Raw genomic sequence first — 26,185 nt, forward strand, 5'->3', positions numbered from 1 at the left:
GCCGCGGTCAGGCCCAGGCGGCGTCCAGCGCCTTGAAGACGCGCTTGTCGGAGACGGGGAAAGCCGTACCCAGGGCGTGGGCGAAGTAGCTCACGCGCAGCTCCTCGATCATCCAGCGGATCTCGCGGACGGACGCCGGGACGGGGCGGCCCGCGGGCTGGGCGGCCAGCAGCTCGGCGTACTCGGCCTGGATCTCGCGGACCTTCTCCATACGGGTGGCGTCGCGCTGGACGCCCGTCGGCATCTGCTGGAGGCGCCGGTCGGCGGCCACCAGGTAGCGCATGACGTCGGGAAGCCGCTTGAGGCCCGCCTCGGTCACGAAACCGGGGCGTACGAGGGCGGCGAGCTGCTCGCGGACGTCGGCGGTGTTGGCCAGCAGCGCCGGGCTCGCGGTGTCCTTCAGCCGGCGCTCGCAGGAATGCCAGGCGGCCAGCACCTGCTGGACCTGGCGGACCGTGCGGACGGTCAGCTCGACCAGATCCGCGCGCACAGCGTCGTAGAGCTTGCGGTAGCCCTCTTCGTCCCACGCCGGGCCGCCGTGGTCGGCGATCAGCCGGTCCGCGGCCGCGGTGGCGCAGTCCTCGAAGAGGGCCTGGATGCTGCCGTGCGGATTGCGGGACAGATTCAGCTTCTGCTGGTTGGAGAGCTGGTCGGCGACGAACTTCGCGGGATTGACCGGGACGTTCAGCAGGATGAGCCGGCGGGTGCCGCGCCACATCGCCGCGGCCTGCTCCGGCTCGGTGTCGAAGAGCTTCACCGCGACCGTGGCGCCCTCGTCGACGAGCGCCGGATACGCCTTGACCGGCTGCCCGGCCCGCCGGGTCTCGAAGGTGCGGGGGAGCGCCCCGACCGTCCAGTCCTTCAGGCCCGTGCGCTGCTCCACGGAGGCCAGCGCGGGGTCCGAGGCACGCTCGAAGGCCTTGGTGATGGCCGCGCGCGTCTTCGGCTTCAGACGCAGCTTGAGCGCGTCCAGATCCTTGTCCTCGGCGACCGTGCGGCGCCGCTCGTCGACGACCCGGAAGGTGACCTTGAGGTGGTCCGGCACCTTCGCGAGGTCGAAGTCCTCGGCCGTGACGGGCACACCGACCATCCGCTGCAACTCCCGTGCCAGCACCGACGGCAGGGGGTCGGGCCCGGCGACCGCGCGCTCCAGGAACGCCTTCGCGTAGTTCGGCGCGGGCACGTAATGCCGGCGGATCGGCTTGGGCAGCGAGCGGATCAGCTCGGTCACGACCTGCTCGCGCAGGCCCGGGATCTGCCAGTCGAAGCCGTCCGGCACCGCCTGGTTGAGGACCTGGAGCGGGACGTGGACGGTCACGCCGTCGGCGTCCGCGCCCGGCTCGAACTGGTACGTGACACGGAACTTGAGCGCGCCCTGCCGCCACGAGTCGGGGTAGTCGGCCTTGGTGACCGCCTCCGCGTTCTCGTTGATCAGCATCGCGTGCTCGAACGTCAGCAACTCCGGCTCGTCGCGCCGCCGCTCCTTCCACCAGGAGTCGAAGTGCGCGCCGGACACGACGTGTTCGGGGATGCGGGCGTCGTAGAAGTCGTAGAGCGTCTCGTCGTCCACGAGGATGTCGCGGCGCCGGGCGCGGTGTTCCAGCTCCTCGACCTCGCCGAGCAGCTTGCGGTTGTCGTGGAAGAACTGGTGGTGGGTGCGCCAGTCGCCCTCGACCAGGGCGTTGCGGATGAACAGCTCGCGGGAGACCTCGGGGTCGATGCGCCCGTAGCTCACCTTGCGCTGCGCGACGAGCGGGACGCCGTACAGCGTCACCTTCTCGTACGCCATCACCGCGGCCTGGTCCTTCTCCCAGTGCGGCTCGCTGTAGCTGCGCTTGACCAGGTGCTGGGCGAGCGGCTCGACCCACTCCGGCTCGATCTTCGCGTTGACCCGCGCCCACAGCCGGGACGTCTCCACCAGCTCCGCCGACATGATCCACCGCGGCGGCTTCTTGAACAGCGCCGAGCCGGGGAAGACCGCGAACTTCGCGCTGCGGGCGCCCAGATACTCGTTCTTCGCCTCGGGGTCCTTCAGCCCGATGTGCGACAGCAGCCCGGCCAGCAGCGACTGGTGCACGCGCACCGGATCGGCCGCGTCGTCGTCCGACCTCGGCTCGGTCACGGTGATGCCCAGGGACTTCGCGACCTGCTTCAACTGGCTGTAGATGTCCTGCCACTCGCGGATCCGCAGGTAGTTCAGGAACTCCCCGCGGCACATCCGGCGGAAGGCCGAGGACGACAACTCCCGCTGCCGGCCGCGGACGTACGTCCACAGGTGCAGGAAGGACAGGAAGTCGCTGCCCTCGTCGCGGAAGCGTGCGTGGCTCTGGTCGGACTGCTGCTGCTTGTCCGCGGGCCGCTCGCGCGGATCCTGGATCGACAGCGCCGCCGCGATCACCATCACCTCGCGCACACAGCCGTTGCGCTCCGCCTCCAGCACCATACGGGCCAGCCGCGGGTCCACGGGCAGCTGCGCGAGCTTGCGGCCGGTCTGGGTGAGCCGCTTGCGCGGGTCCTTCTGGGCGGCGTCCAGCGCGCCCAGCTCCTCCAGCAGCTGGACGCCGTCCTTGATGTTGCGGCTGTCCGGCGGGTCGATGAAGGGGAAGCGGGCGATGTCGCCGAGCCCGGCCGCGGTCATCTGCAGGATCACGGAGGCCAGGTTCGTCCGCAGGATCTCGGCGTCGGTGAATTCGGGGCGGGAGAGGAAGTCCTCCTCGTCGTACAGCCGGATGCAGATGCCGTCCGACGTACGGCCGCAGCGCCCCTTGCGCTGGTTGGCGCTCGCCTGGCTGACCGGCTCGATCGGCAGCCGCTGCACCTTCGTGCGGTGGCTGTAGCGCGAGATGCGGGCCGTGCCCGGGTCGATCACGTACCGGATGCCGGGGACGGTCAGCGAGGTCTCCGCGACGTTCGTCGCCAGCACCACGCGGCGCCCGGCGTGCTGCTGGAAGACCCGGTGCTGCTCGGCCGACGACAGCCGCGCGTACAGCGGCAGCACCTCGGTGTGCCGCAGGTTCTTCTTGCCCAGCGCGTCCGCGGTGTCGCGGATCTCCCGCTCGCCCGACAGGAAGACCAGGATGTCGCCCGGCCCCTCCGCCTGCAGCTCGTCGACCGCGTCGCAGATCGCCGTGATCTGGTCGCGGTCCGCGTCGTCGCCGCCCTCTTCGAGCAGCGGCCGGTACCGCACCTCCACCGGATACGTCCGGCCGCTGACCTCGACGATCGGGGCGTTGCCGAAATGCCGCGAGAAGCGCTCCGGGTCGATCGTCGCCGACGTGATGACGACCTTCAGGTCCGGGCGGCGGGGGAGGAGCTGGGCCAGGTAGCCCAGGATGAAGTCGATGTTGAGGCTGCGCTCGTGCGCCTCGTCGATGATGATCGTGTCGTACGCACGCAGCTCGCGATCCGTCTGGATCTCCGCGAGCATGATGCCGTCCGTCATCAGCTTGACCAGGGTCTGCTCGCCGACCTGGTCGGTGAAGCGGACCTTCCAGCCGACCGCCTCGCCCAGCGGCGACCGCAGCTCCTCCGCCACGCGCTCGGCGACCGTACGGGCCGCGATACGGCGGGGCTGCGTGTGCCCGATCAGGCCGCGCACACCGCGGCCCAGCTCCAGGCAGATCTTCGGGATCTGCGTCGTCTTGCCCGAGCCCGTCTCGCCCGCGACGATCACCACCTGGTGGTCGCGGATCGCCGCCAGGATCTCGTCGCGCTTCTGGCTCACCGGGAGCGCCGCCGGATACGTGATCTCCGGCACATTCGCCCGGCGGGCCGCTATACGCTGCTCCCCGCGGTCGACCTCCCGGCCGATCTCGGCGAGCACGGCGTCGCGCGCCTCGGCCTTCCTGATCCGCCGGACGCCCTCCAGCCGCCGCCCGAGCCGCTGCTCGTCGCGCAACGAGAGGGTGGGGAGGCGGCGGGCCAGGTCGTGGGTCGCGTAAGTAGACATACGGTCCTCATGCTCGCACCTGCGGTGGGCCGGGAGCGAACCGATTTCGCCGCCCGCGCCACTCGGAGCTTGCGCCTGCGGCGCGGGGCGAGCGTTTTAGGGGGCGCGGGGAACTGCGCGCTCAGCCACGACGGTGGCGCGGGTCGTCACCGACCCAAAGGGTCTCTTCGGTCCGATCCGGACCACCGGCCGGTGGTGGGTTGCTCGCGCAGTTCCCCGCGCCCCTAAAAACGCTGGCCCTCCGCGGCAGCGGAACCCGGCGGGCGTAACAGCGGGGGCGGGGGCCGCAGGTCCTGGCTAGCGTCGAGGCATGAGGGCCAGAGCAGCGGCGGGGTGGAAGGGGCTCCGGAGCTCACCCTTCTGGCCCGCCTGCGTGCTGGTCGTGCTGATCGCCGCCGCCGCGGGGCTGTTCGCCGGGTCGTACACGTACGCCATGGCCAGCCCCACGCCGCGGCTCATCCCGACGGCCGTCACCGGCATCCCGACCTCGCAGGTCAAGCGGGCCGAATTCGTCGCGGGGATGGAGAAGGCGCTCGGCGCGTCGCTCAGGCTGCACCACTACGACACCTTCGCGCAGGCCAGGGACGCGGTCGAGGAGCAGCGGGTCTTCGCGATCCTGCGCGAGCCGGGACGGGCCGAGGTGGGGGAGGCGATGGACGCGCCGCGGCTGTACGTGTCCTCGGCGTCCGGCGCGAGCGTCGCCGAGCTGCTCGCCCAGACCGCGCCCGCGGTGGGCGGCGCGATCGGCGTACCGGTGACCGTCAGCGACATCAACCCGCTCCAGAAGGGCGACCCGCGCGGCCTGGCGATCTTCTACGTCTCGCTGGCCGCCGTGATCCTCGGCTTCGTCGGCGCGATCCAGCTCAGCGTGCACGCCCGCGCCCTCAACCCCGCGGAGCGCATCGCCTTCATCGTCGCGTACGCGATGCTCGGCGGCTTCGCGATCGCCGCCGTCGTCGACTGGGGGCTGGGCGCGCTGCGGCTGCCCTTCGCGGAGTCGTGGGCGATCCTGGCCTTCACGATGTTCACGTCCGGCATGGTCTTCACGATGTTCAACACGCTGGTCGGGCGGTGGGCGATGCTGCCGACGTGGGGCCTGATGGTGCTGCTCGGCAACCCCTCGTCCGGCGGCGCGGTGTCGTGGCCCCTGCTGCCGTCGCTGCTGGGGCGGATCGGGCGGTGGCTGCCGCCGGGCGGGTCGGTGAACGCGCAGCACACCGCCGTCTACTTCGGGGGCCACCAGCACGCCTTCCCGTTCCTGGTGCTCGCGGCGTGGGCGGCGGTGTCGACCGCGGTCTTCGTGGGGTGGCGGCACCGGCACCCGGGCGGGCGCTGACCCGTACCGGGCGCCGACGGAAAACGGTGGAGGCCCCGCTCCTCAAGGGAACGGGGCCTCCACCGTGCGGTGGCTGGGGCCGGGGTCGAACCGGCGACCTACCGCTTTTCAGGCGGTCGCTCGTACCAACTGAGCTACCCAGCCGCAGCGGTCCTGACGGGATTTGAACCCGCGGCCTCCACCTTGACAGGGTGGCGAGCACTCCAAACTGCTCCACAGGACCTTGCTGTACTGCTTGTACTGCGTTTGCACTGCTTTCGTGCGGGATAAGTCTGACACACCAGGTGCCATGCTCTCGCACGGATTTTGCGACCCCCGAGAGCTTCACCCTCCGTGACTGGCCGGGCACCGCCCGCAGGCCGTTGTCGCTAGATCAGCGTATCAGACCTGCGCGGGCCTCCCGAAACGCGCGCCGCAGCCGCCGCAGGAGGCCGGATCCGTACCGCCGCGGCGGGGGTGTGCGGGTGCACGATGGGGAAAACGGGGGCGACACGGGGTGCCGGGGGTGCTGCGGATGTTCGACGCGGTTCTGGACAGTGCGGATCTGCCGGTCGCCGACCGCTTCGCGTGGTGGCGGCACGTGACGTCGAACGAACTCACCCCGACCGTCCTCACCAGCGACGCCGCCGACGACTTCCGGGCCAGCATCCGCATGCTCCGGCTCGGCGATGTGCAGGTCGCGTCCGTCTCGTATCCCTCGCTGCGGTCCTGCCGCACCCCCGCGCTGGTCCGGCGGTCGGACGCCGAGACGTACCACCTCGCCCTCACCCTGAAGGGCGTGCAGACCCTCAGCCAGCTCCGGCGCGACGCGACCCCGGCGGCGGGGGAGCTGCTGCTCTACGCCAGCTCCCGCCCCTTCGACGCGCGCGTGCCGCAGGGCCGGGAGCCGGGCGGCGGGGTCGAGGTGATCATCGTGAGCCTGGCCAGGACCGCCCTGCCGCTCCCCGCGGCCAGGGCCGAGCGGCTGCTCGCGGTGCCGCTGCCCGGGGACGCCGGGATGGGGCGGCTGCTGAGGCAGTTCCTGACCGGCGTCGTCGCCGAGCCCGTGTGCCGCGGACGGCAGGACGCGGCACGCCTCGGCACCGCCGCGGTCGACCTCGTCACCGCCTGCCTCGCCCACCACGCGGACGCCCGCGACGCCGTACCGCCGGAGAGCCGCACCCGGGCGCTCACCGCGGGCATCCACGACTTCATCGAGCACAACCTGGGCGACCGGCAGCTGTCACCCGCCGCGGTCGCCGCCGCGCACCACATCTCGCTGCGCTACCTGCACCTGCTCTTCCAGCGCCAGGGCACCTCCGTGGCGGCCTGGATCAAGCAGCGCCGGCTGGACAGGTGCCGCCGCGACCTCGGCGACCCGCACCTGGCGCACGTCCCGATCGCCGCCATCGCCTCGCGCTGGGGACTGCCGCTGCCCGCCGAATTCAGCCGGGCCTTCCGCGCCGCCTACGGCATGACCCCGAGCGACTACCGGCACGCCGCCCGGCAGTAGTGCACGCGGCCACAACGGCACTGCGCTCAGCCCCAACGACCGGGCGGCCGCCCGCTGCGAGAGTCGGACCCGTCAACGCGGCGGGCCGGCGGGGACGCCGCCAGCGGCGCCACGCCCGCCCGCACATCCACCGCCGGCCGCACCCGGGGGGAGCGGCCGGCCGGACGGGAGAGGCGGTTTCCGCAGATGAGGAAGTCCGAGGAAGGCACCGTGTCCGAGGCAGGCAGCACGTCCGAGGCACGCACCGCGCGCGGCGGTACGTCCCGCGCCGGAGGGCGGCGCGCACGCCCGCTGGCCCTGCTCGCCGGGGCGGGCGCGCTGGCCGCGGTGACGCTGCTGGGGTCGCAGTCCGCGTCGGCCGACAGCAGCACGAACATCACCGGGGGCGGCGCGAGTTACCAGTCGTACGGGGAGATTTTCACCGTCCACGACTACTCGGCGGACGGCTACGCCGTGGTCGGCTACCTCTACGGCCCCAACGGCGGCCTCCACACCTGCCTGAACACCAACGGCGAGGCGGGGGCGGCGAAGGTGTGCAACTACTCCTTCGCGGAGGGCAGCGAGGTCGAGTGGCAGGTGTGCCGGCGCAAGTCCGGCGTCGACTACAACTGCAGTGCCTGGCGCGTCGACTACTCGTGACGCCGTGCGTGCCCGCCGGTGTCCGTGACCACCGGCGGGCACGCCCGCGGGGCCGTCAGCCCGCCCCGTAGTACGCCTCGACGGGTGCGCGGGCCTCGTCGTAGAGGGCCGGGCCGCCCAGCGGGACGGTCGGCCAGGCGCCCGACTCCGGGTGGAGCGCGACGAGTTGGCCGGTGGACAGGGCGTAGACGACGCGGCCGAGACCCGAGCGCATGATCGCGCCCGCGCACATCGAGCAGGGCTGGCAGCTGGTGTACATCGTCGTGCGGCCCGCTGCCTCCGCGTCCAGCTCGCGGGCGGCCCAGCGGGCGAGCTTCAACTCCGGGTGGGCGGTGATGTCGTCGTCCCGCCGTACGGTGTTGTGCTCCTCGGCGAGCACGGCGCCGTCCGGGCCGGCCAGGAGGGAGCCGAAGGGCGCGTCGCCGATCTCGACGGCGCGGGCGGCGAGCGCGATGGCCCGCCGGAGCAGCGCCTCGTCGGCGGGGGTGAGGGCCGTGCCCGTGCCGGGGTCGGAGCCGGTGCCGGGGTCCTGGGCGGAGGAGGGTTCGGCGGCGGCCGCGGGGTCGGGGACGGAGGTGGGGTCGGGGACGGGGTCGGTCATGGGGTGGTCCTCCGGTGGGCGGCGAGGGCGGCGAGGGCCTGCCAGGCCGGTTCGGGCGTGCGGGTCTGCTGCGGGTCCCCCTGGTAGGGGTCGAGGACGACGGCGGTCGCGCCGAGGCGCTCCAGCTCGGCGAGGTCGTCCGCTATCTGGTCGAGCGTGCCGACGCCCGCGGGGCGGTCCGGGCCGGTGGCGGGGGCGGCGGTGACGTCGAGGGCGATGCGGGGCGCGAGCGCGGGCAGGTCGCCGTGCGCGGCCAGCGTCGCGCGCAGCCAGGGCAGGGCGACGCGCAGCGGGTGCCACGCGTCGCCGTGCCGGACCGCCCGCCGGATCGCCGCCCGGCTGCTGCCGCCGACCCACAGCGGTACGGGCGTCGCGCCGCCGGGCCGCGCCTCGTGCAGCGCGGCCAGATGCGCGTCGGTGAGGCGGCCGCGGTCGGCGAAGGGCACCCCGAGGGCCGCGTACTCCTGCCGCGACCAGCCCGCCCCGACGCCGAGCACGAACCGCCCGCCGCTGAGCTGCTGCAGCCCCTCCGCCATGCGGGCGACCAGCAGCGGGTGGCGGTAGGGCAGGACGGTGACGGTGGTGCCGAGCAGTACGGTGCGGGTGAGTCCGGCCAGCCACGCGAGGGTGGTGAAGGGCTCGTAGAACGGCTCGGGGTAGCGCTCCGCGACGTCCGGGGTGACGGTGACGTGGTCGGACATCATGAGCAGGTCGTAGCCCAGCTCCTCGATGCGGCTCGCCCATTCGCGCAGTACGCCCGGGTCGGTGCCCGGCCCGAAGTTCGGGACGTTGACGCCTAGTTGCATGGCGTCGAGGCTATCCCGGCGGATGGGGCGTGCTGAAGGGACTTCTCCTCGTGACGAGGGGCTGTTGCGGTGAATCTGCCGGTAGTATCGCCGTATGGCCGTGAATCCCTACGAGTTGGACGATGTCGACTGGGCGATCGTCGGGCAGTTGCAGCAGGAGGCGCGGATCTCGCTCAGCGAGCTGGGGCGGCGGGTCGGGCTGAGCGCGTCGGCCACCACCGAGCGGGTCCGGCAGCTCGAATCGCTCGGCGTCGTCACCGGCTACCACGCGGCGGTGGACCTGTCGAAGGTCGGCTACCCGGTGCTCGCCGTGGTCCGCCTCAAATACCCCGGCAACCGCCACCAGCCGCTGCACCGGCTGCTCGCCGACCGGCGGGAGATCCTGGAGTGCCTGCGCACGACGGGCGACGACTGCTACACGCTCAAGGTCGCGGCGACATCGATGGAGCATCTGGAGACGCTCGTGGACGCGCTCGCCGCCTTCGGGAGCACGACCACGAGCGTCGTCTACCGGCAGACGCTGCCGTTCCGGGGCCCGGCGCGGCCCTCGTCGTAGGGCTTTCGGCGGCGGCTTTTCGGCGGTGGCTTTTCAGCGGCGGGCCGTCACCGTCATGTCGGCGTGGCCGATGATGTGGCCGGACATCGTGAAGGTGGTGACGGTCGCGGGCGTCTCGGCGGGCAGGTCCAGGGACGGGACGTCCAGCGCGTAGACGGTGATCCGGTAGTGGTGCGTCACGTCCCCGGCGGGCGGGCACGGCCCCAGATAGCCCTTCGCCCCGGCGTCGTTGGTGCCCACCACGCTGCCCGCGGGCGGGGTCGCGCCCAGGGCGCGGGCCGACGCGGGGATGTCCCAGGTCTCCCAGTGCCAGAAGCCGGAGCCGGACGGCGCGTCCGGGTCGTACATCGTGACGGCGTAGCTGCGGGTGCCCGCGGGCGCGCCGTGCCAGGCCAGCCGGACCTGCTTGTTGCCGCCCGCGCAGCCGAAGGCGTTCGCCCAGGCGTCGGCGGGGAAGGTGCCGTGGTCGCGGACGTCGGGGCTGGTGACGGCGAAGCGCGCGGCGCCCTCCGGGATGCCCGAGCGGATCTGCTGGTGGCCGTACGCCGGCTGCCGCGGGGCGCTGCCCTGGGCGGTGACGGCGGTGGCGGCGGCTACTGCGACGGCCGCGGCGGCGGTGGCGGCGGTGCGGATGGTGGGCTTCATGGCGTCCTGTCCTCCGGTGACCTGGTGCTTTGTCGTGGGGCTCCACGATCGGGCGGTGCGGGGAGGGCGGGGAAGGCTGCGCGGAACCTGGCATCCGGAGTGCCAGGCTGCGGGGGCTTTGTCGTTGGACGGGGGTGGGCGGGGGCGCGGATCATGGGGGGATGGGCGGGATGGGCGGGATGGGTGGGGCGGGGGCTGTGGGTGGCGTGGGCGGTGCGGGCCGCGCGGGGGGCGCGGGCTGTGCGGCTGGCGCGGGGGCTGTGGGTGGTGCCGGTGCTGCGGGTGGCGCGGGGGCTGTGGGTGGCGCGGGGGCTGTGGGTGGCGCGGGGGGCGCGGGCTTTACCGGGGAGGGTAGGCGGCGGGGCTCCGGCGGCGGCGGTGGGCCGCGGCGGCCCGAACTGGCGGAATTCCTGCGGGCGATGCGGGCCCGGCTCACGCCGCGGGACGTCGGGCTGCCGGACGTCGGCCGCCGCCGTACCCCCGGGCTGCGGCGGCAGGAGGTCGCGCAGCTCGCCGCCGTCAGCATCGACTGGTACATCCGGCTGGAGCAGGGCCGGGTGGGCGTGCCTGGCACCGCCGTGCTGGACGCGCTCGCCGAGGCCCTGCGCCTGACGCCGAGCGAGCGCCAGCATCTGCACCTGGTCGCGCGGGGCGAGGCGCCGCCGATCGCGTACGCGCCCGTGCCCGTCGCCGACTCGCTGCGGGTCCTGCTGGACGGAATGCCGCTGTGGCCCGCGTACGTCGTCGACTTCCGGATGGACGTCCTGGCGTGGAACGCCGCCGCCTCCGCCCTCTTCGGCGAGGACTTCGGCACGGGCGAGGCCGCGAACACCGCGTGGTTGCTCTTCGCGCCGGGCTCCCGGCTGCGCGCCGCGCAACTGGACTGGAAGCGGGTGGCCCGCGAGACGGTGGGCAATCTGCGGGCCCAGTCCGCCCGCCACCCCGACGACCCGCGGCTCGCGGCGCTGGTCGCCGAACTGCGCTCTGTGAGCGTCGAGTTCGCGGCGTGGTGGGACGACCACACCGTCCGCACCCGCAGCCACGGCACGAAGCGCCTGCGGCACGCTTCCGCAGGCGACCTGACGGTCCGTTACAACGTGCTGGCGACGTGCGACGGCTCCGAGCAGTACCTGGTAGCCGTCACCCCGGCCGACCCCGCCGCCGAACGCGCCCTGCGCCGCCTGCTGTCCGACCGCGGGGAGCTGCGCGGGGCGCCCAACGTGCGGGCGATCGGGGCGTAGGGCTCAGCGGGAGCCCCGGCGCGCCGCCGGGCGGTTCGTGGCGGCGGCCCGCGTCGTGCCCGGCGGGCGGGCTCAGCCCTCGGCCGGCTCTGCCGCGCGGGCCGCCAGCAACGCGGCCATCTGGCCCAGCGGTTCGGGACCGAAGACGCGGAGGATGACGGTCTGCGCGCCCGCGTCCACCAACTCCTCGATGCGCGTGGCGGCTTGCGCGGCCGTACCGGAGACGGTGAAGAGCTCGTCCGGTGTCCGGCCCAGCCAGGCCGCGTGGCCCGCCAGGAATTCCCGCAGGGCGGCGGCCGCCCGGTCGGGGTCGTCGTCGATCGCGCCCGCCGCGTACGCGACGACGCCGAAGCCGTCCCCGGCGCCGCCCTTGCGGGCCAGCTCCCACGCAGTGCGGACGTCGTCCGGGCCGTGGCCCTCGGCGAGCAGCGTGCCGTCCGCGACGCGCCCGGCCAGCTCCAGCGAGCGCGGCTGCACCACCCCGGCGACCAGCGGCGGTGCCACCTCCGGCGGGTGCACCAGCCGTACGCCGTCGATGTGCACCTCGCGCCCGTCCAGCTCGACCTTCTCGCCGCGCAGCAGCGCCCGCACCGCCGTGAACGTCTCCTCCAGCATCGCGAGCGCCGACTTCGGGGCGAGGCCGACCTGCGCCATCCAGTTCGACGCGCCGTGCCCGATCCCGGCGACCAGTCGCCCCGGAAACGCCCGCTCCAGCGTGGCCAGTTCCATCGCCAGCAGCGCGGGGCTGCGCAACGGCGCGGGCGCGATCCCGATCCCGACCCGCAGCCGCGTCGTCGCACCCAGCGCGATCGCGGCGGCGGACACACCGCCGTTCCAGCCCAGGTCCTCGACGACCCACAGATCGTCCAGCCCGATCTCCTCCGCCTGCCGCGCGAAGCCCACGAGCCCGGCCGGATCCCACGCGCGGTCGTACATCACGCCGATGCGTACGTTCGTCATGCCCGGCACGCTACGTCGCTGCTCCGCGCGCGATCAACGCCTTTCGCGGAGCAGCCGGGCCAGGGGTTCGCGCACGTCGGCGGGGTGCAGGCCGAGCGCGTCGAAGTCGGCGGGCCCGGCCCAGCGCAGCTCGAAGCGGTTCTCCGCGCAGTCCTCCTCGGCCTCCGGCCCGGACAGGACGGGCTCGCCGGTGACGTCCTCCATGAGGTAATAGGAAGCGGGCCGCCCGTTGTGCAGCCCCGTCCAGAGCAGCTCCCCCGCGCGGGCCCGCAGCGTCGTCTCCTCGGCCAACTCCCGTACGGCGGCGTCCTCGTGGCTCTCCCCGTCCTCCACATGCCCGCCGGGCGAAGCGAGCGGGTTCGCCGATTTCTGGTCGGGGAGTTGCAGGAACCCACGCGAGGGGGGTTCGTCAACGGCATTGAGTATGCCGGGTTCGCGGTCAACTTGCGTCAGGGGCGGGGCAGTTTCAAGGGTGGCTCTGTCCGCGATGCGCGGCCCTTGCGCGTCGCGAACTCGTCGACGCCACGATCGTCCCGCTCGGCTATAGCCGGCATCCGGCGCGGGCTGCGACAGCACAAGTACACCGCTCGCTCGAAAGCGCTATAGCTTCGGCCTGTGACCGACGCACCCAGCCAAACCGACACCGCCTTGCCGGACGAGCTCCCGCATCACCAGACGCTCCTGGATGAGACGGACTGGGCGTCACTGGCCACCCCGTGCGGGACAGGCGAAATCCTTCCGGCGGCGCTGGCACGCCTCCTCGATCCCGATCCGGGCACGAGAGCTGCGGCCGTCGTCGACGCCCTCGGGGCGGTGACCCACCAGAACAGCATCTACGAAGCCACCCTGCCCGTAGCGCTGTATGTGGCGGCCATTCTCAACCATCCGGCCACCGCGACGGGCGACTACGGACAGGATGCGGACCGGGCGCCGCATCGTCCCACCCGCGCGGCACTCCTGGACTGGCTCAGCAGCACCGCCTACGACGCCGACGACGAGAACGTGGCCGTCGGCGAACGCCACTGCGGGAAAGAGTTTCTCGACGACTATCAGGAGATGCGCGCGTTTCGCGACCTGCGTCCAGTGCTCTACTCCGCCGTCCAGCCTCTCCTTGGCCACGACGACGCGGAGGTACGTGCCGCAGCCGTCGTTGCCGCCATCCCCTTGGTAGAGCATCCGGCTCTCGCTCTGCACCGAGGAGAGTTGGCCAACCGAGCCCGCAACCTGCTGGCTACCAGCACGGACCGCTACAAGCGCGACCGTGTATTCGACGCGCTGAAGGCGTGGGGACACGACACGAGCGGCCTGGAGAACGCGGATGACCTGAGCGCTCGCGAACTTCGTGCCCGTCGCATAGCCGAACGCGCTTCCTGGGCGGGTGGTTACGCCGATGAACCGCCGTTCTGACTCAAGGAGTGGCAGTGCCCCCGGCCCCGGCTAATTACTGAGCGTAGCTGAATCACAGAAGAGCTAGAACCGCTCCTCGTGAACAAAGCCACCCGTCATCGGGGGACGGGGCCGCCGCGGTGGGGGTGAGCTGTGTGGATGTACTTCATGGCCGTGGTGACAGAGAGTCCGAAGACACGGACAAGGTGGACCGGATCTTCGGTCTCGCGGGCTTCGTCCAGGATTCTGTCGGCGCGAACAGCACGCAGAGTCACACCGGCGGGGGTGAAGCGCTTGTAGATGTAGTCCGTGCAGACGGGATCGGTGGTACTGGCAGTCTGCTGGGTGATGAGGAGGTGGGGGTTGGCGGTGCGTGGCCAGCGCCGGTGTCGGTGGCGGAGCCATGCGTGCAGTAGAGCGGTTGTGGTGTCGTCGAGGTGGACGACGTGGCGGCCGTGGGGGCGACGGATCAGGAGTTGCCGGCGGGTGAGCAGGACGTCGGAGAGGGTGAGGTTGCGCAGGTCGGTGCCGTTGGTTGCGTGGAGGGCGGCCAGGGCCAGGACCAGGCGGTTGGCGGGGTTGGTGCTGACATCGAGGAGCCCGGCGAGCCGGTCGGGGGCCAGGGTGGCGGGCAGCAGTTCGCGGCGGGTGACATGCAGGCCGCGGGTGGGGTCGGCGAAGACGAGCTTGGCGTGCTTCAGGGCGCGGAAGAGCGACCGTAGGGCCACTGCGCGCTCGTGGGCGCGAGGGCCTTTGACCGCGGTGACGGCCGTGGTCACGTCGGCCGTGGTCACTTGACGCAAGGTGGTGTAGCAGCTGGTCCAGTCAGCCAGCGGCGTGGCCAGGTAGACGAGGTAGCGGCGTATGGTGCCGTAGTCGGTGGCGAGGTGGTGGGAACGGGTGGCTCCGCGCAAAACCCTTACCCAGGTTCCGAGTTCGTCGCCGATTCGGGGTGGAAAGGCGGCGATGGTGCGCTGAACGAAGGCCTCGTTGCGGTTGCGGCGCGGGGGCGAGGCCAGGAGCTGCTCGCGCTGGTTCAGGAAGGCAACCAGCCCGCCGATGCGACCACCGCGGCTGGGGCGCGCGCGGTTCAGCGCCCGCAGGTCATCCTCACGGAAGGTGGTGTCGGCGCCCAACCAGGTGGCGGCCACCCGCAGAACCCGAGCTGTGGACTCGTGGGACTGCTGGCTCCAGCGGTGCTCGGTGGTGTACGAGGCGAAATCCGCCAGGATGGCCATCACCGAAGGCGGCGGGGATGGCAGTAGTGCGTTGACCAGCGGGCGCCAGTCCCGGTCCGCATCGAAGAGCGTCAACTGGCCTGCGTGTTGCACGGCCGGTGGGGCGAGTACCAGTCGATCTGCTCGGTGGACTTCGGGGCAACTTGCGCTGACGCCCGCCGGGAGGGATGACCCGGCGAACCGCAGCTGTCGCCAGGTGCTGGCCTCGGTGTCGGGTCCCATCCGCAGGCGAAGGCTCGTGCAGTCGCGGCATCGGCCGTTCTGAAGGGGAAGCGGCCCGGCGCCACACCGTCTGCAACGTCCTTGCTGGTCAGCATATTTGCGACGCCAGTGCCTACAAGCGTTGCACACTTGGTTTCGGCCCCACGAAAGGCAGTGATCGCAACTTCGTGGTTGAGGTTGGGAGCGGGCCCGCTGAGCATGCGGCAGCACGGCCACCCCGTGGTCGAGACCGGGGGCCAGCAACCCGGCCCTGTTCAGGACCGCGGTGACTCCGGAGTGCTGGTGAGGAAGGGCATCAAGGATGGCGGCGTCGACCAAGTCTTGGCCTGCGGCGTCGCGGGCCGCCAGAGCAAGAGTCAGGGCGTCCACCGCACTGACGCGCCAGGTGCGACTCAGGCGGTGCTCGGCCTGTACTTCGTTGACCAGCGGTTTCAGTCGTTCCAGATCGCCCTGGAACCGACCGCGGAGCAAGACGGCGTGGTGCTCCTGCAGTCGATAAGGCGCGGGGAACAAGGCCATCTGTCCGCGAACTGCCGGCGGGCAGATCTGCCCGTCGTCCATGATGGCGGCGGGACGCTGGGCGCGTGCCCAGTCAGGTGCGTGGTAGCGGCCGTCGGTCTGCAGGCGGTAGGTGCCGGTGGGCGTCGCGGGCCGCCGGATGGAGGCCGGCAGGCAGAACGCGAGCTGGGTCCACACCGGGTGGCGTGGGGCCTGGGCGGGCTCGTAGTACCAGGCCGCGTCGTACTCGGTGATCGCCACGACGCATGCACGGCAGAAGCCTTCCTTGTTGACCCGCCACAGCCGCTTGCAGCGTCTGCACTCGGCCGCCGGGTGGTAAGGCTTGGAGCGCCACTGGTGGCACGGGGAACAAAACGGCGACTGCGCTCGCGGTCCCCAGCCGAGACACCCCGCGCACTGCCCCAGCGACGGAACGCGTATACGCGCTCGGGCCATCTCAGTTCGGCGGGAGCGACCTGGGCCGCCCCGCCCCACTCGACCGGCGCGGCACCGGTCGCGGCAAGTCACCTGCGGCCTTTGCCAGTTCCTCACCCTGGGCAGCCACAGTCTTCCGGGCCGCGGGTTCGGCGACCAGCAGGTCGGCAACCGTGCACTGCAGCGCGGCGCAGATCAAGTCCAGATCCTCCAGCCGCACCGTCACCGGTGTCCCCGACCAGAGGGCCGAGACCTTCGACAGCGATGGAGTGAACCCGACCTCTTCGAACACAGGCATCAGCTCGCTGGGCCTCCAGATGCCCCGATTGGCCGCCGCCCAACGCAAGTTCCACTTCACGACAGACCCCCCGCGTCCACGCGCAACCGCTGTGCAGCCCGAGCCGACGAACGCCGACTGGCCATCTCCGGATCGCTCTGAGCAGACAAAATGTACCGAACCGTGGTCGTCGTCCAGTCATGGCCAAGCAACTTCTGTACCTCCCACAGCGACATCCCGGCCTCGTAGCGATGTGTGGCACAAGCGTGCCGAAGCAGATGCGGAAAGATCCGCTCGACCGGGCCCGACAGATGGGCCGCCGAGGCGCGCGCCAGCGCCTTCCGCAGCGTCGAAGTCGTCACTGCTGGACCCACCGGACTCGGCTCGCCGCCGAGATCCCGGGCCAGACGCTCCGAAGGCCATACCGGCGACTCAGGGTGCTCGGGGTCGTCCGAGAACAGCCCTCGCACCTCCTCCACGTACCACCACAGCAACTCACGGCCTTCGGCGAACAAGAACGCCTCGCGCTGCCGCGGCCCCGACCCTCGGGCGCCCTTGCCCTGGACGACGAACCGCCCGAAGTCGCCCGCTTCCCAGTGCAGGTCCTTCACGCGCATCTGGCACAGCTCTGAGGCCCGCACCCCGGATATGTAGATCAACTTCGACATCACGTAGTCCCGGCACGCCACCGCCTCCTTGCGGGCGTGCGCCAGCTCCCGCCGCCAGCCGGCGAAGAACTCGCCAACCGCTCGCGCCGAAGGCGGCACCCGCAGGCCGAAGTCGCCGCGGTGTGCATGTCGGTTGAACGGATCGATCGGCGACTCGACCGCCGCACCGAATCGCTGGAAGATCTCGTGCGCGTAGCGTTGCTCCAGGAACGCGAAGAAGTGGTCGATCCGGTTCAGCTTCGAACGCACAGTCGGCGGCTGGCGCTTGCCGACTCCGGCGAAATAGGCATCGACGTGACGTGGCGTCAGTCGCCACGGCACGACGCCGTAGTGGTCGCACACCTCGATCACCGGCTTCGTCAGCCCGTCCAACGTCGAGGACGCCAAGCCCGCCACATCTCGTGCCCACTGGTACTCGACGAGCGTGTCCATGAAGAACAGCTGCTCGTCCTCCTCATCGGCCCCGCCGGCGTACCGGCGCTGCAACAGCAGCACATCACTCAGCCCTGGTTCACCACCCAGCAACGCCGCCCCTGCGGGTTCGCTGGGCGGTGGTACGAGGGAGAGCACGCGTGTCCTGAGATCTGCCACGGACCCAGAAATTACAGCAGCAACTCCTGAAATTCAGGAGAACGGCCTAAAATCCGGGATGGTCGCTCAGCGAGCCCAGTGGGCCTCCAGCCAGCTGAGATGGAACGACGCGCCGCTCAGCACTCTCGGGAACCCGCTCGTACTCCAGTTAGCACGGCGTAGTGGTGCCCCCGGCACTCCGGCCCTTCCGCCCCGGTGCCCAGGCACATGGCGCAGGCGTCCGCGAACACCCGCAGCAGATACCGCTTGATGAGCAGCACCCGGCCGTCGCGTACGACGACGGCAACCCCCCGCGGGATCGGCATCACTTCGCCGCAGGCGTGACGTCCCCCGCGGGTACGTACAGCTGCACGTCCCGCGCGATGGTCAGCGGCATGACCCGGCCGAGCCCGACCTCCCGGAAGTGCTCCGACGCCCGGTGCGCCGCGAACGCCGCGGCGTCCGCGTACCGTTCGATGCTCACGAACCGCCCCGGCGCCTCCTCGGACCGCAGCACCTCGAACGCCAGGCAGCCATCCTCCTCCCGGCAGGCGGCCCCGAATTCGCCGAGGATCCGGGCGAATTCGTCGGCGTCCGCGGGCTCGCAGACCATCGTGGCGACGAGAAGCACGTGCGCGTCCATGCGCGCAGCCTAGCCCGGCTGATCAGTAGCCGGGGTGCGCGGCGTACGCCGTGGGGTCGTCCTGCTTGGGGTCCAGCCCGTAGGCGTTCCGCCCGCGATCGCCCTCGGTGGTCGTGAAGACCAGCATGATGATCACGCCGATCAGCGGGATGAAGCCGAGCAGGGCGAACCAGCCCGACTTGCCGATGTCGTGAAGCCGCCTGCAGGTCACCGCCGTGGACGGAATGAGGAACGCGAACAGGTAGGTGTAGTAGGGGATTTCGCTGCTCATCTTGAGCTTGACGTAGCCGACCACCAGGAAACCGATGACCGTGAACAAGGTGTACATCCAGTACTCCTTGCGGCGCGCCCGCCCGTCGAAGTCGGCGTATTTTCTCAGCGCGCGGATGTACCACCGCATTGTTCGTCCCCCCAAGGACCAGTCGCCCGCCCGGCCACCCGGTCCACGCCGATCCCGGCGGGGCCAGCAGAGACTAGGCGTGCCCATTCGCCCAGGTCAAGAGCCCGCGCCGGGCCCGCCCGGGACCGCGGACCCGACAACCCCGGCAACCCGGCGCGGGGTGGACGAAGACCTCCAGCCCCAGGTCACGCCGCCGGAGGCGGGACGACGAAGCCGCGGGTCGGCCCCGGAGGGCGCTCCTCGTCGGGGAAGCGGGCGGCGAGCGACGCCAGGGCGTCGGGCGTGATGTCGCGGCGGGCGGCCGGATCGGCGGAGTCGTAGACGCGGAACGGGCCTTCCGGGCGTGCTGGGTCCTCGGGGGCGATGACGCCGGGGACGCCCAGGCGTCGCAGGACGGCTTCGACGCGGCGGGCCTGGTGGGCGTTCATGGAGCCTCCTTGGCCGACGGTGAGAGTCGGACTACGTACCGTACTCGCCTCGGGGCCGGCGCACCGTCCCGGCGTGGGGCGGGGCGGTGCGCCGGCCGGTCAGGAGGGTGAAGGGTCTTGGCGGAGGATTGCCGCGCCGCCCGGGGGGAGGGTGAGGCCGGCCGGGGGGATGGTGCGGGTGGTCAGGAGGTCGTGGCCCGCGGTGGGGACGGTGACGGGGGCCGGGGTGTGGTTGATCAGGAAGAGCCAGCTGCGGTCGCCGGACGGGGCGTGGCGGCGGACCGCCTCGACGCCCGGGGGGACGGCGGTCTCGGGGCGGACGCCGGATTCGGTGAGCAGGCGGGTGACGAGGGCCGCGTAGGAGGGGTCGTCGAGGCGGGTGGAGGCGTACCAGGCCGTGCCGGAGCCGTACGCGTGGCGGGTCAGGGCGGGTTCGCCCGCCAGGGCGCCCTCGGTGTAGGAGGCGACGGCGTCCGCGGGGTCGGTGAGGCGGAGTAGCTCGCTCCACTCGGTGGCCTGCGAGCCGTCGGAGAGCGGGGTGGTCAACTCCGCGGGCAGCGGGCGGTATTCCTCGACCCGCACGCCCAGCGCGATGCGCAACGGCTCCGCAGGGTAGCCGCCGAGCCGCGCGTGGTGGCGCTCGTCGACGACGCCCGTGAAGTGCTGGACGAGGAGCGTGCCGCCGCCGTGCACGTAGGCGCGCAGGCGTTCGGCGTCCGCGTCGGAGAGCAGGAACAGCGCGGGGGCGACGAGGAGTTCGTAGCGGCCGAGGTCAGGGTCGGCCGGGTGCGCGAAGTCCGCGATGACCCCGGCGTCCCACAACGCGCGGTGCGCGCGGCGCAGTTCGCGGTGGTAGTCCAGCGACGCGGACGGCAGGCCCTGCCCGTCGAGCGCCCACCAGCAGTCGGCGTCGTGCAGGACCGCGGCGCGCGGCCGTACGACCGAGCCCGCCAGCTCGCCGAGCCGGGACACCACCGCACCCGCGTCGGTCACTTCGCGGAAGACCCGGGAGTCGGGCCCGGCGTGCGGGACCATCGCGGAGTGCCAGATCTCGGCCCCGGCGCGGGACTGCCGCCACTGGAAGAAGAGCGCGCCCTCCGAGCCGCGGGCGATGTGCGCGAGGGTCAGGCGCAGCAGGTCGCCGGGCTCCTTGGGCAGCGTACGGTCCGCGGTGTAGACGGTGTTGGCGCCCTGCTCGATCAGCAGCCACGGCTTGCCGCCACCGAAGGAGCGGGCGCGGTCGGCGCCGAAGGCGGTGTCGGCGGCGGCGTCGATGCCGGGCGCGGCGGGGTAGTGGTCGATGCCGACGACGTCGACCTCGCGGCCGAACGCCCACAGGTCCAGCACCTGGTAGCCGGGCAGCATCAGGTTGGTGGTGACGGGGCGGTCGGGCGTGGTGTGCGCGCGGATCGCATCGCGCTGCTCGCGGTACGCGTCGAGCGCGAGGTCGGACCAGAACCGCCGGTAGTCCAGGGCGAGTCCGGGGTTGCGGTGCCACTGGGTGGCGCGCGGCGGCAGGATCTGCTCCCAGGATCCGTAGCGCTGGCTCCAGAAGGCCGTGCCCCAGGCGTCGTTGACCGCGTCGAGCGTGCCGTGCCGGGCACGCAGCCAGACCCGGAAGGCCGCGGCCGCGTGGTCGCAGTGGCAGACGGTGGCGTATTCGTTGTGGACGTGCCACATCGCGACGGCCGGGTGGTCGCCGTACCGCTCGGCCAGCGCGGTCGCGATCCGCACGCAGGCCTGCCGGTAGGCGGGCGCGGCCAGGCAGTACGTGTCCCGGCTGCCGTGCGTGAGGCGTACGCCCTCGGCGGTGACGGGCATCGCGTCGGGGTGCGCGAGGGTGAACCACGGCGGCGGCGAGGCGGTGGGGGTGGCGAGGTCGACGGAGACGCCCCCGGCGTGCAGCCGGTCCAGGTGCGCGTCGAGCCAGCCGAAGTCGTAGCGCCCCTCCTCGGGTTCGATGAGCGCCCAGGAGAAGACGCCGACCGTGGCGAGGTTGACGTGCGCCCAGCGCATCAGGAGGTCGTCCTCCTTCCACACGGCCTCGTCCCACTGCTCGGGGTTGTAGTCGCCGCCGAAGGCCAGCCGCCCGCCGAGCCGCCGCAGCACGCCGTCCAGCGGGCTGCCCGTGCCGTCGCTCATGACGTCGACTCCGTTACACGCAAGGGGAATTCCGCGCCGCAGAGGCGAAAAGTGGGCATGACGAGACCTTTCGGGGGCGGAAGGTGACGAGCGGGGGAAGGATTCAGCGCACCGGCGCCGGGCCCGTGCTCTCGCGCGGGGTGAGCACCGGGGTGAGCAGACTGACCTCGGCAGTGGCCCGGTCGTCCAGCCGGTTCATCACCAACTGCACGGCCTGCCGCCCGAGTTCGTGCGCGGGGCCGGTCACCGCGGTGAGCCGCGGCGAATACTGCTCGGCCAGCGGTTCGGGGCACAGCGCCACGACCGACGCGTCCTCCGGCACGACCCGGCCGCTGGTGCGCAGCAGGCTCAGCAGCGGGCCGATCGCGCCCTCGTTCTGCACGACGAAGCCCGTGGTCGCGGGGCGGTCGGCGAGGATGCGGGACAGCGCGCCCGCGGTGGATTCGTAACTGCCCTCGCAGGGGCGGTGCAGCACCCGCAGCCCGCGTTCGGCTGCGCGCTCGCGGAAGCCGCTGAGGGTGCGCTCGGCGTAACCGGCGTGCCGCTGGTAGACGGCGGGGGCGTAGCCGATGAAAGCGATGTCCTGGTGCCCGAGGTCGGCGAGGTGCTCGGCGCACAGCGCGCCCGCGCCCGCGAAGTCGTGGTCCACACAGGCCAGTCCGGTGGTGTCGGCGGGCAGCCCGATGAGTGCGGCGTGCGTACCGGTCTCGCGCAGGACGGGGATACGGGCGTCGTCGAGTTCGACGTCCATCAGGATCACCCCGTCGGCGAGCCCGCTCGCGGCGACCCGGCGCAGCCCCTCCGGGCCCTCGTCGTTGGTGATGAGCAGCACGTCGTAGCCGAAGCTGCGGGCCGCGACCGTCACGGAGATCGCTATCTCCATCATGACCGGCACGTAGACGTCGGTGCGCAGCGGAACGACCAGCGCGATGATGTGCGAACGCTTCCCCGCCAGCGCGCGGGCGCCCGCGTTGGGGTGGTATCCCAGGTCGCTGATCGCCTTCTCCACGCGCTCCCTGGTCGGGGACGAGATGGAGCGCTTGCCGCTGAGGACGTAGCTGACGGTGCTCGCGGAAACTCCCGCGTGCTTGGCCACCTCGGCCAAAGTCACCATGCTGGTGAACCCTTCGTGTCGTGCCGCTGGTTGTCCATGGTGTCGCCCGGGGGCCGGTCCCGTCACGCAGCGGGGGATGGGCGTGCGGGACCGGCCCTGTCGGGGGGTGGGCGGCGTCAGCCCTTGATCGCTCCGGTGAGCATGCCCTTGGCGAAGTGCTTCTGCATGAACGGGAAGACGATGGTGATGGGGAGCAGGGTGAGGACGACAACCGCCATCTGCAGCGACAGCGGGGCGGTCTGCGAGTGGCCGGCGACGCCGAAGCCGCCGTTCACCTGGCCCGGCATGTTCATACCCCGGTTGACGTACTCGTAGAGCACCATCTGCAGCGGCCACTTCTCGTGGTCGGCCGGCATGTAGAGCATGGCGTTGAAGAAGGTGTTCCAGTAACCGACCGCGTAGAAAAGGGAGATGACGGCCGTCACCGCGCGGGAGGTGGGCAGCACCACCGACCACAGGATGCGCCACTCGTTCGCGCCGTCCATCCGCGCCGCGTCGATGAGTTCGCCCGCGGTGTTGGAGTAGAAGCTGCGCAGCACCAGGATGTTGAAGACGCTCACCGCGCTCGGCAGGATCAGCGCCCAGTACTGCCCGAGGCCGCCGAGCCCGTTGACGACCAGGAAGGTCGGGATCAGGCCGCCGTTGACGAACATCGTGACGACGAGCAGCAGCAGCAGGAAGCGGTGGCCGAGCGAGCGCGCGCGGGACAGGCCGTACGCGCACAGGATCGACACGACCATCGAGATCGCGGTGCCGACGACGGTGATGCCGAGCGTCACGACCAGCGACTGCCGCACGGTGCTGTCGCGCAGCATCGTGGTGTAGGCGTCGAGCGTGAGCCCGTCGGGCACGATGACCAGGCCGCCGGCCCGGTTGATCGCGCCCGGGGTGGAGAAGCTGGTGAGGATCACGCAGTAGAGCGGCAGCAGGATCAGCAGGACCACGGCGCCCAGCGTGAGGCCCTTGACGCCCTGGCCGACCGGGGACGGCGGCTCCTCCCAGGAGGGGCGGTTGGGGTTGCGCCGCCGGGTGGCCACCCGCGCGGGGGGTGCGGTGAGAGTGGTCATTTCCGGTACAGTCCGTCCTCGCCGAAGCGGTGGGCCAGCTTGTTGGCGCCCCAGATCAGCAGCAGCGAGATGACGCTCTTGAAGATGCCCGCGGCGGCGCCGTAGCTGTAGTTCTGGGTCCCGATGCCGTAGTAGAAGGAGAAGGTGTCGAGGACGTCGGCGGCGTCGTGGCCCACGGCGAAGCGCTGGACGAGCAGTTGCTCGAAGCCGACCGACAGCGTGTTGCCGAGCCGCAGGACGAGCATCAGCACGATCACGCTGCGCATGCCGGGCAGCGTGATGTGCCACATCCGCCGCCAGCGGCCCGCGCCGTCGGACGCGGCGGCCTCGTACAGGTTCTGGTCGATGGCCGACAGCGCGGCGAGGAAGACGATGATGCCCCAGCCCGCGTCCTTCCACACCACCTGCGAGGTGACCAGCAGCGAGAAGGTGTGCGGGTTGGTCATCACGTCCCACGTGCCCAGGTCGTGCTGGCGCAGGAAGTGGTTGAGCAGGCCCGCGCCGCCCAGCATCTGCTGGAAGAGCGTGACGACCAGCACCCACGAGTAGAAGTGCGGCAGGAAGGTGATGGCCTGGATGACCGACCGCAGACGGGAGTTGAGGACGGAGTTGAGCAGCAGCGCCAGCAGGATCGGGATCGGGAAGAACAGCACGAGCTGCACGGCGCTGATGTAGAGGGTGTTCTCCAACGCGTGCCAGAACAGCGGGTCCCCGAAGAGCTGGCGGAACTGGTACAGCCCCACCCACTCGCTGTTCCTGATGCCGTCCAGCGGGTCGTAGTACTGGAAGGCGGTGATGGTGCCGAACAGCGGCAGGTAGCTGAAGACGAGCAGCAGGGCGATCGCCGGCAGCGTCATCAGGATCAGCGACTTGTCGCGGCGCAGCCGGACGCGCCAGGTCAGCCGGTTCTGGTGGGGCAGGGCCGCGAGGGCCTGCCGGGCCCGCCGCCGGGCGGCGCGCCGGGAGGGCTTCCCGGCGGCGCCGCCCTCGGGACCGTCGCCCGGGTGCTGCTGTTCGTCCTCGCCCTGGTCGGCGACGGTCGAGGCCATGGTCCGCTTCCCCTTACTGGCCCGTGCCGAGCTTGTCGAGGACGTTCGACTGGTACCAGGCGACCATCGCGTCCCCGCCGCCGCTGCCCTTCCAGGTGCTGACCGCGTCCTGGAAGGCCGAGACCGGCTTGATGCCGTGGTAGACGTCCTTGATGGTGTCCTCGACGGCCTGCCCGGCGTCCGCGGTGGCGTAGCGCTGCGGCACGGTGATGTTCATGTTCCAGAACACCGGCTTGTAGGCGTACTTGGCCGCCTCCGCGTTCCACGCGCAGCGGTCCTTGGTGACCTGCGGGAAATCCGGGTTGTTGATGACGTTGACCCCCGTCGCGAGGAAGGGGTACGTCTGCGCCTGGACGTTGGCCAGGCCCGACTTGGTGGGCGTCGGGCCGTTGGCGCCCATCGTGAAGTCGGTTCCCTCGACACCGAAGTTGACCAGCTGGTATTCGAGCGAGCCGTACGGCGCCGCGAGGTAGTCGGCGATCCGCAGGCACTCCTCGATCTGCTCCGGCTTGAGCTTGGAGTTGAGGTAGCTGAACTCGCCCGCGGAGGAGCTGAGGAAGAGCCGCGGCGCCTTGGTGCCGTCCGCCGAGAAGGGCTTGAACGAGCCGCGCCGGTAGCCCTTGGTGGCCGCGATGCCCGCCTGTGCGTCCGCCTCGTTCCAGGCACCCGTGCCGTCACCGTTGATGAGGGCCTTGCCGGCGTAGAAGCGGGTCTTCGCGTCGTTGTTGTTGCCGGCCAGCGCGTCCGGGTGCATGTAGCCCGACTTGGCGAGCTTGTAGCACCAGTTGAGGGCTTCCAGCAGCTCCGGCTGCTCGTACTTGTGCACCAGCTTGCCGTCGGTGACGGCGAACTTCCAGGAGAAGTCGAAGATCTGGAACATGTACTGCCATACGTCGTCGAAGGCCCACACGTTGCCCTTGGCGTTGGTGAGTTCCTTGCCGAGGTTCATGAAGTCGTCGGCGGACCTCACGTCGTCGGGGTTGATGCCCTTGGCCTCGAAGACGTCCGCCCGGTAGAAGAACTGGCCGGGCAGGCCGAAACCGGTGGAGAAGCTCGGTATGCCGTACAGCTTGTCCTGCCACATGCCGGCCGTCCACGCGCCGGTCGGCAGCGCCGCGAGGTTCGGGTACTTCTTGACCTTGTCGCCCGCGAGGTAGGGGGTGAGGTCCGCGAGCTGGGTGCCGCACAGCTCGCCGACCTTGAAGTTGGCATTCCACCAGCCCGGCAGCTGCACCCAGTCGGGGAGCTTGCCGGCGGCGGTGAGCGTCGTGATCGTCGTGTCGTACGTGACGCCGTTGGCCGGCTTCATCGTGAGCGTGGCGCCCAGCGCCTTGTTCATGGCCTGGTAGAAGGAGTTGTTCGCCGACGGGATGGTGCCCCACAGCGGGGTCAGCGTGGTGTAGGAACCGCCCGCGCCGGGCACCGCGGCGACCGACTTCGCCGGACTGGCGGGGTACTTGAGGAAGCCCGGGTCGGTCATGGCCCCGGCCGCGCCGGCCGCCGAGGGGATGTCGGCCTGGACGGCGTTGTTCGGCACGTACGACGGAAGGGCCGCGGCGGCGCCCTTCTTGGTGTTCGTGCCGCCCTTGCGCTTGGTCTCGCTGTTCTTGCCGCCGCCACCGCACGCGGCGAGCAGCGGGGACAGCGCGGCGCTTCCGGCGACGGCGACCGCGCCGTTCACAAAGGATCTGCGGTTCAACTCGATGCTCATGATGGGGCGGCCCTTCGCCTGAGAGGTTCCGTGACGAGCGTCGTGCAAGGCAGGTGGGAGAAATCCTGGGCGTCGCAGCGAGAGGGGGATGCCGTCCGCATCAATCGAAGCG

The 26,185-nt window shown here is 71.4% G+C and carries 23 protein-coding genes and 2 tRNA genes; 6 read left to right on the forward strand and 19 right to left on the reverse strand.

Annotated features, from left to right (window positions below):
• Positions 1-7 precede the first annotated feature (7 nt).
• Positions 8-3,949: an ATP-dependent RNA helicase HrpA gene (gene hrpA / locus ACH4SL_RS00805; protein WP_398441120.1), complete on the reverse strand. Its 3,942-nt coding sequence runs from the start codon at positions 3,947-3,949 to the stop codon at positions 8-10.
• Between the two features lie 310 nt (positions 3,950-4,259).
• Between hrpA and ACH4SL_RS00810 the strand changes: the two genes are divergently transcribed.
• Positions 4,260-5,285, forward strand: coding sequence for an ABC transporter permease (locus ACH4SL_RS00810; protein ID WP_398441121.1), 1,026 nt, complete (start codon positions 4,260-4,262; stop codon positions 5,283-5,285).
• Positions 5,286-5,355: 70 nt separating this feature from the next.
• On the opposite strand, the gene ACH4SL_RS00815 is transcribed toward ACH4SL_RS00810, so the two are convergent.
• Together ACH4SL_RS00815 and ACH4SL_RS00820 are read right to left on the reverse strand one after the other, a co-directional pair.
• A tRNA-Phe gene (locus ACH4SL_RS00815) sits at positions 5,356-5,429 on the reverse strand.
• Positions 5,430-5,433: 4 nt separating this feature from the next.
• A tRNA-Asp gene (locus ACH4SL_RS00820) sits at positions 5,434-5,508 on the reverse strand.
• 291 nt (positions 5,509-5,799) lie between these two features.
• Here ACH4SL_RS00820 and ACH4SL_RS00825 point away from each other — a divergent pair.
• On the forward strand, positions 5,800-6,777 hold the full coding sequence (locus ACH4SL_RS00825) for a helix-turn-helix domain-containing protein (RefSeq protein WP_398441122.1): 978 nt from the start codon (positions 5,800-5,802) through the stop codon (positions 6,775-6,777).
• Between the two features lie 210 nt (positions 6,778-6,987).
• On the forward strand, positions 6,988-7,416 hold the full coding sequence (locus ACH4SL_RS00830) for a hypothetical protein (protein WP_398441124.1): 429 nt from the start codon (positions 6,988-6,990) through the stop codon (positions 7,414-7,416).
• A gap of 55 nt (positions 7,417-7,471) precedes the next feature.
• Here ACH4SL_RS00830 and ACH4SL_RS00835 read toward each other — a convergent pair whose 3' ends face one another.
• Positions 7,472-8,017 carry a nucleoside deaminase gene (locus ACH4SL_RS00835; protein WP_398441126.1) on the reverse strand — a complete coding sequence of 182 codons (546 nt, stop codon included), beginning with the start codon at positions 8,015-8,017 and terminating at the stop codon, positions 7,472-7,474.
• Positions 8,014-8,823: an LLM class flavin-dependent oxidoreductase gene (locus ACH4SL_RS00840; protein ID WP_398441127.1), complete on the reverse strand. Its 810-nt coding sequence runs from the start codon at positions 8,821-8,823 to the stop codon at positions 8,014-8,016. The genes ACH4SL_RS00835 and ACH4SL_RS00840 overlap by 4 nt, the downstream gene beginning before the upstream one ends.
• 94 nt (positions 8,824-8,917) lie before the next feature.
• On the opposite strand from ACH4SL_RS00840, the gene ACH4SL_RS00845 reads away from it, so the two are divergent.
• On the forward strand, positions 8,918-9,379 hold the full coding sequence (locus ACH4SL_RS00845) for an Lrp/AsnC family transcriptional regulator (protein ID WP_398441128.1): 462 nt from the start codon (positions 8,918-8,920) through the stop codon (positions 9,377-9,379).
• A 33-nt stretch (positions 9,380-9,412) separates the two neighbouring features.
• On the opposite strand, the gene ACH4SL_RS00850 is transcribed toward ACH4SL_RS00845, so the two are convergent.
• Positions 9,413-10,024 carry a YbhB/YbcL family Raf kinase inhibitor-like protein gene (locus tag ACH4SL_RS00850; RefSeq protein ID WP_398441129.1) on the reverse strand — a complete coding sequence of 204 codons (612 nt, stop codon included), beginning with the start codon at positions 10,022-10,024 and terminating at the stop codon, positions 9,413-9,415.
• A gap of 179 nt (positions 10,025-10,203) precedes the next feature.
• Between ACH4SL_RS00850 and ACH4SL_RS00855 the strand changes: the two genes are divergently transcribed.
• Positions 10,204-11,265: a helix-turn-helix transcriptional regulator gene (locus tag ACH4SL_RS00855; RefSeq protein ID WP_398441868.1), complete on the forward strand. Its 1,062-nt coding sequence runs from the start codon at positions 10,204-10,206 to the stop codon at positions 11,263-11,265.
• Between the two features lie 72 nt (positions 11,266-11,337).
• On the opposite strand, the gene ACH4SL_RS00860 is transcribed toward ACH4SL_RS00855, so the two are convergent.
• A complete protein-coding gene (locus tag ACH4SL_RS00860; RefSeq protein ID WP_398441130.1) occupies positions 11,338-12,225 on the reverse strand; it encodes an LLM class flavin-dependent oxidoreductase in 888 nt (295 codons plus the stop codon).
• A 33-nt stretch (positions 12,226-12,258) separates the two neighbouring features.
• Entirely contained in the window at positions 12,259-12,801 is a 543-nt protein-coding gene (locus tag ACH4SL_RS00865) for an NUDIX hydrolase (RefSeq protein WP_398441131.1), read from the reverse strand.
• Positions 12,802-12,840: 39 nt separating this feature from the next.
• On the opposite strand from ACH4SL_RS00865, the gene ACH4SL_RS00870 reads away from it, so the two are divergent.
• Positions 12,841-13,632 (forward strand): hypothetical protein, encoded by a 792-nt coding sequence (locus ACH4SL_RS00870; RefSeq protein WP_398441132.1) that lies wholly within the window; start codon positions 12,841-12,843, stop codon positions 13,630-13,632.
• Between the two features lie 95 nt (positions 13,633-13,727).
• Here ACH4SL_RS00870 and ACH4SL_RS00875 read toward each other — a convergent pair whose 3' ends face one another.
• From ACH4SL_RS00875 to ACH4SL_RS00925, 11 genes are all read right to left on the reverse strand, one after another.
• On the reverse strand, positions 13,728-15,830 hold the full coding sequence (locus ACH4SL_RS00875; RefSeq protein WP_398441133.1) for a hypothetical protein: 2,103 nt from the start codon (positions 15,828-15,830) through the stop codon (positions 13,728-13,730).
• Positions 15,831-16,026: 196 nt separating this feature from the next.
• Entirely contained in the window at positions 16,027-16,362 is a 336-nt protein-coding gene (locus tag ACH4SL_RS00880; RefSeq protein ID WP_398441134.1) for a helix-turn-helix domain-containing protein, read from the reverse strand.
• Positions 16,359-17,540 (reverse strand): tyrosine-type recombinase/integrase, encoded by a 1,182-nt coding sequence (locus tag ACH4SL_RS00885; protein WP_398441135.1) that lies wholly within the window; start codon positions 17,538-17,540, stop codon positions 16,359-16,361. The genes ACH4SL_RS00880 and ACH4SL_RS00885 overlap by 4 nt, the downstream gene beginning before the upstream one ends.
• 304 nt (positions 17,541-17,844) lie before the next feature.
• The gene (locus ACH4SL_RS00890; RefSeq protein ID WP_398441136.1) at positions 17,845-18,162 is read right to left on the reverse strand and encodes a putative quinol monooxygenase; all 318 of its coding nucleotides are present in this window, start codon (positions 18,160-18,162) and stop codon (positions 17,845-17,847) included.
• A 22-nt stretch (positions 18,163-18,184) separates the two neighbouring features.
• Positions 18,185-18,562 (reverse strand): DUF805 domain-containing protein, encoded by a 378-nt coding sequence (locus tag ACH4SL_RS00895; RefSeq protein ID WP_398441137.1) that lies wholly within the window; start codon positions 18,560-18,562, stop codon positions 18,185-18,187.
• A gap of 185 nt (positions 18,563-18,747) precedes the next feature.
• On the reverse strand, positions 18,748-18,990 hold the full coding sequence (locus ACH4SL_RS00900) for a hypothetical protein (RefSeq protein WP_398441138.1): 243 nt from the start codon (positions 18,988-18,990) through the stop codon (positions 18,748-18,750).
• 99 nt (positions 18,991-19,089) lie between these two features.
• Positions 19,090-21,132, reverse strand: a complete 2,043-nt coding sequence (locus tag ACH4SL_RS00905; RefSeq protein WP_398441139.1) for a beta-galactosidase — start codon at positions 21,130-21,132, stop codon at positions 19,090-19,092.
• Between the two features lie 103 nt (positions 21,133-21,235).
• A complete protein-coding gene (locus ACH4SL_RS00910) occupies positions 21,236-22,246 on the reverse strand; it encodes a LacI family DNA-binding transcriptional regulator (protein WP_398441140.1) in 1,011 nt (336 codons plus the stop codon).
• Positions 22,247-22,362: 116 nt separating this feature from the next.
• Complete coding sequence (locus tag ACH4SL_RS00915; protein WP_398441141.1) at positions 22,363-23,313, reverse strand: carbohydrate ABC transporter permease; 951 nt, start codon at positions 23,311-23,313, stop codon at positions 22,363-22,365.
• Positions 23,310-24,362 carry an ABC transporter permease gene (locus ACH4SL_RS00920; protein ID WP_398441142.1) on the reverse strand — a complete coding sequence of 351 codons (1,053 nt, stop codon included), beginning with the start codon at positions 24,360-24,362 and terminating at the stop codon, positions 23,310-23,312. The genes ACH4SL_RS00915 and ACH4SL_RS00920 overlap by 4 nt, the downstream gene beginning before the upstream one ends.
• A gap of 13 nt (positions 24,363-24,375) precedes the next feature.
• The gene (locus tag ACH4SL_RS00925; RefSeq protein ID WP_398441143.1) at positions 24,376-26,073 is read right to left on the reverse strand and encodes a Tat pathway signal sequence domain protein; all 1,698 of its coding nucleotides are present in this window, start codon (positions 26,071-26,073) and stop codon (positions 24,376-24,378) included.
• Positions 26,074-26,185 lie beyond the last annotated feature (112 nt).

Origin of the sequence: Streptomyces sp. NPDC021020 (assembly GCF_044333285.1) — a bacterium.
In the GTDB taxonomy this organism is placed as follows: Bacteria; Actinomycetota; Actinomycetes; order Streptomycetales; family Streptomycetaceae; genus Actinacidiphila.

Excerpts from the sequence above, each read along its gene's own strand:
- hrpA (WP_398441120.1), bottom strand. The coding sequence starts at position 3,949 with ATGTCTACTTACGCGACCCACGACCTGGCCCGCCGCCTCCCCACCCTC.
- ACH4SL_RS00810 (WP_398441121.1), top strand. The coding sequence starts at position 4,260 with ATGAGGGCCAGAGCAGCGGCGGGGTGGAAGGGGCTCCGGAGCTCACCC.
- ACH4SL_RS00825 (WP_398441122.1), top strand. The coding sequence starts at position 5,800 with ATGTTCGACGCGGTTCTGGACAGTGCGGATCTGCCGGTCGCCGACCGC.
- ACH4SL_RS00835 (WP_398441126.1), bottom strand. The coding sequence starts at position 8,017 with ATGACCGACCCCGTCCCCGACCCCACCTCCGTCCCCGACCCCGCGGCC.
- ACH4SL_RS00840 (WP_398441127.1), bottom strand. The coding sequence starts at position 8,823 with ATGCAACTAGGCGTCAACGTCCCGAACTTCGGGCCGGGCACCGACCCG.
- ACH4SL_RS00845 (WP_398441128.1), top strand. The coding sequence starts at position 8,918 with ATGGCCGTGAATCCCTACGAGTTGGACGATGTCGACTGGGCGATCGTC.
- ACH4SL_RS00850 (WP_398441129.1), bottom strand. The coding sequence starts at position 10,024 with ATGAAGCCCACCATCCGCACCGCCGCCACCGCCGCCGCGGCCGTCGCA.
- ACH4SL_RS00855 (WP_398441868.1), top strand. The coding sequence starts at position 10,204 with ATGGGTGGGGCGGGGGCTGTGGGTGGCGTGGGCGGTGCGGGCCGCGCG.
- ACH4SL_RS00860 (WP_398441130.1), bottom strand. The coding sequence starts at position 12,225 with ATGACGAACGTACGCATCGGCGTGATGTACGACCGCGCGTGGGATCCG.
- ACH4SL_RS00890 (WP_398441136.1), bottom strand. The coding sequence starts at position 18,162 with ATGGACGCGCACGTGCTTCTCGTCGCCACGATGGTCTGCGAGCCCGCG.
- ACH4SL_RS00895 (WP_398441137.1), bottom strand. The coding sequence starts at position 18,562 with ATGCGGTGGTACATCCGCGCGCTGAGAAAATACGCCGACTTCGACGGG.
- ACH4SL_RS00900 (WP_398441138.1), bottom strand. The coding sequence starts at position 18,990 with ATGAACGCCCACCAGGCCCGCCGCGTCGAAGCCGTCCTGCGACGCCTG.
- ACH4SL_RS00905 (WP_398441139.1), bottom strand. The coding sequence starts at position 21,132 with ATGAGCGACGGCACGGGCAGCCCGCTGGACGGCGTGCTGCGGCGGCTC.
- ACH4SL_RS00910 (WP_398441140.1), bottom strand. The coding sequence starts at position 22,246 with ATGGTGACTTTGGCCGAGGTGGCCAAGCACGCGGGAGTTTCCGCGAGC.
- ACH4SL_RS00915 (WP_398441141.1), bottom strand. The coding sequence starts at position 23,313 with ATGACCACTCTCACCGCACCCCCCGCGCGGGTGGCCACCCGGCGGCGC.
- ACH4SL_RS00920 (WP_398441142.1), bottom strand. The coding sequence starts at position 24,362 with ATGGCCTCGACCGTCGCCGACCAGGGCGAGGACGAACAGCAGCACCCG.
- ACH4SL_RS00925 (WP_398441143.1), bottom strand. The coding sequence starts at position 26,073 with ATGAGCATCGAGTTGAACCGCAGATCCTTTGTGAACGGCGCGGTCGCC.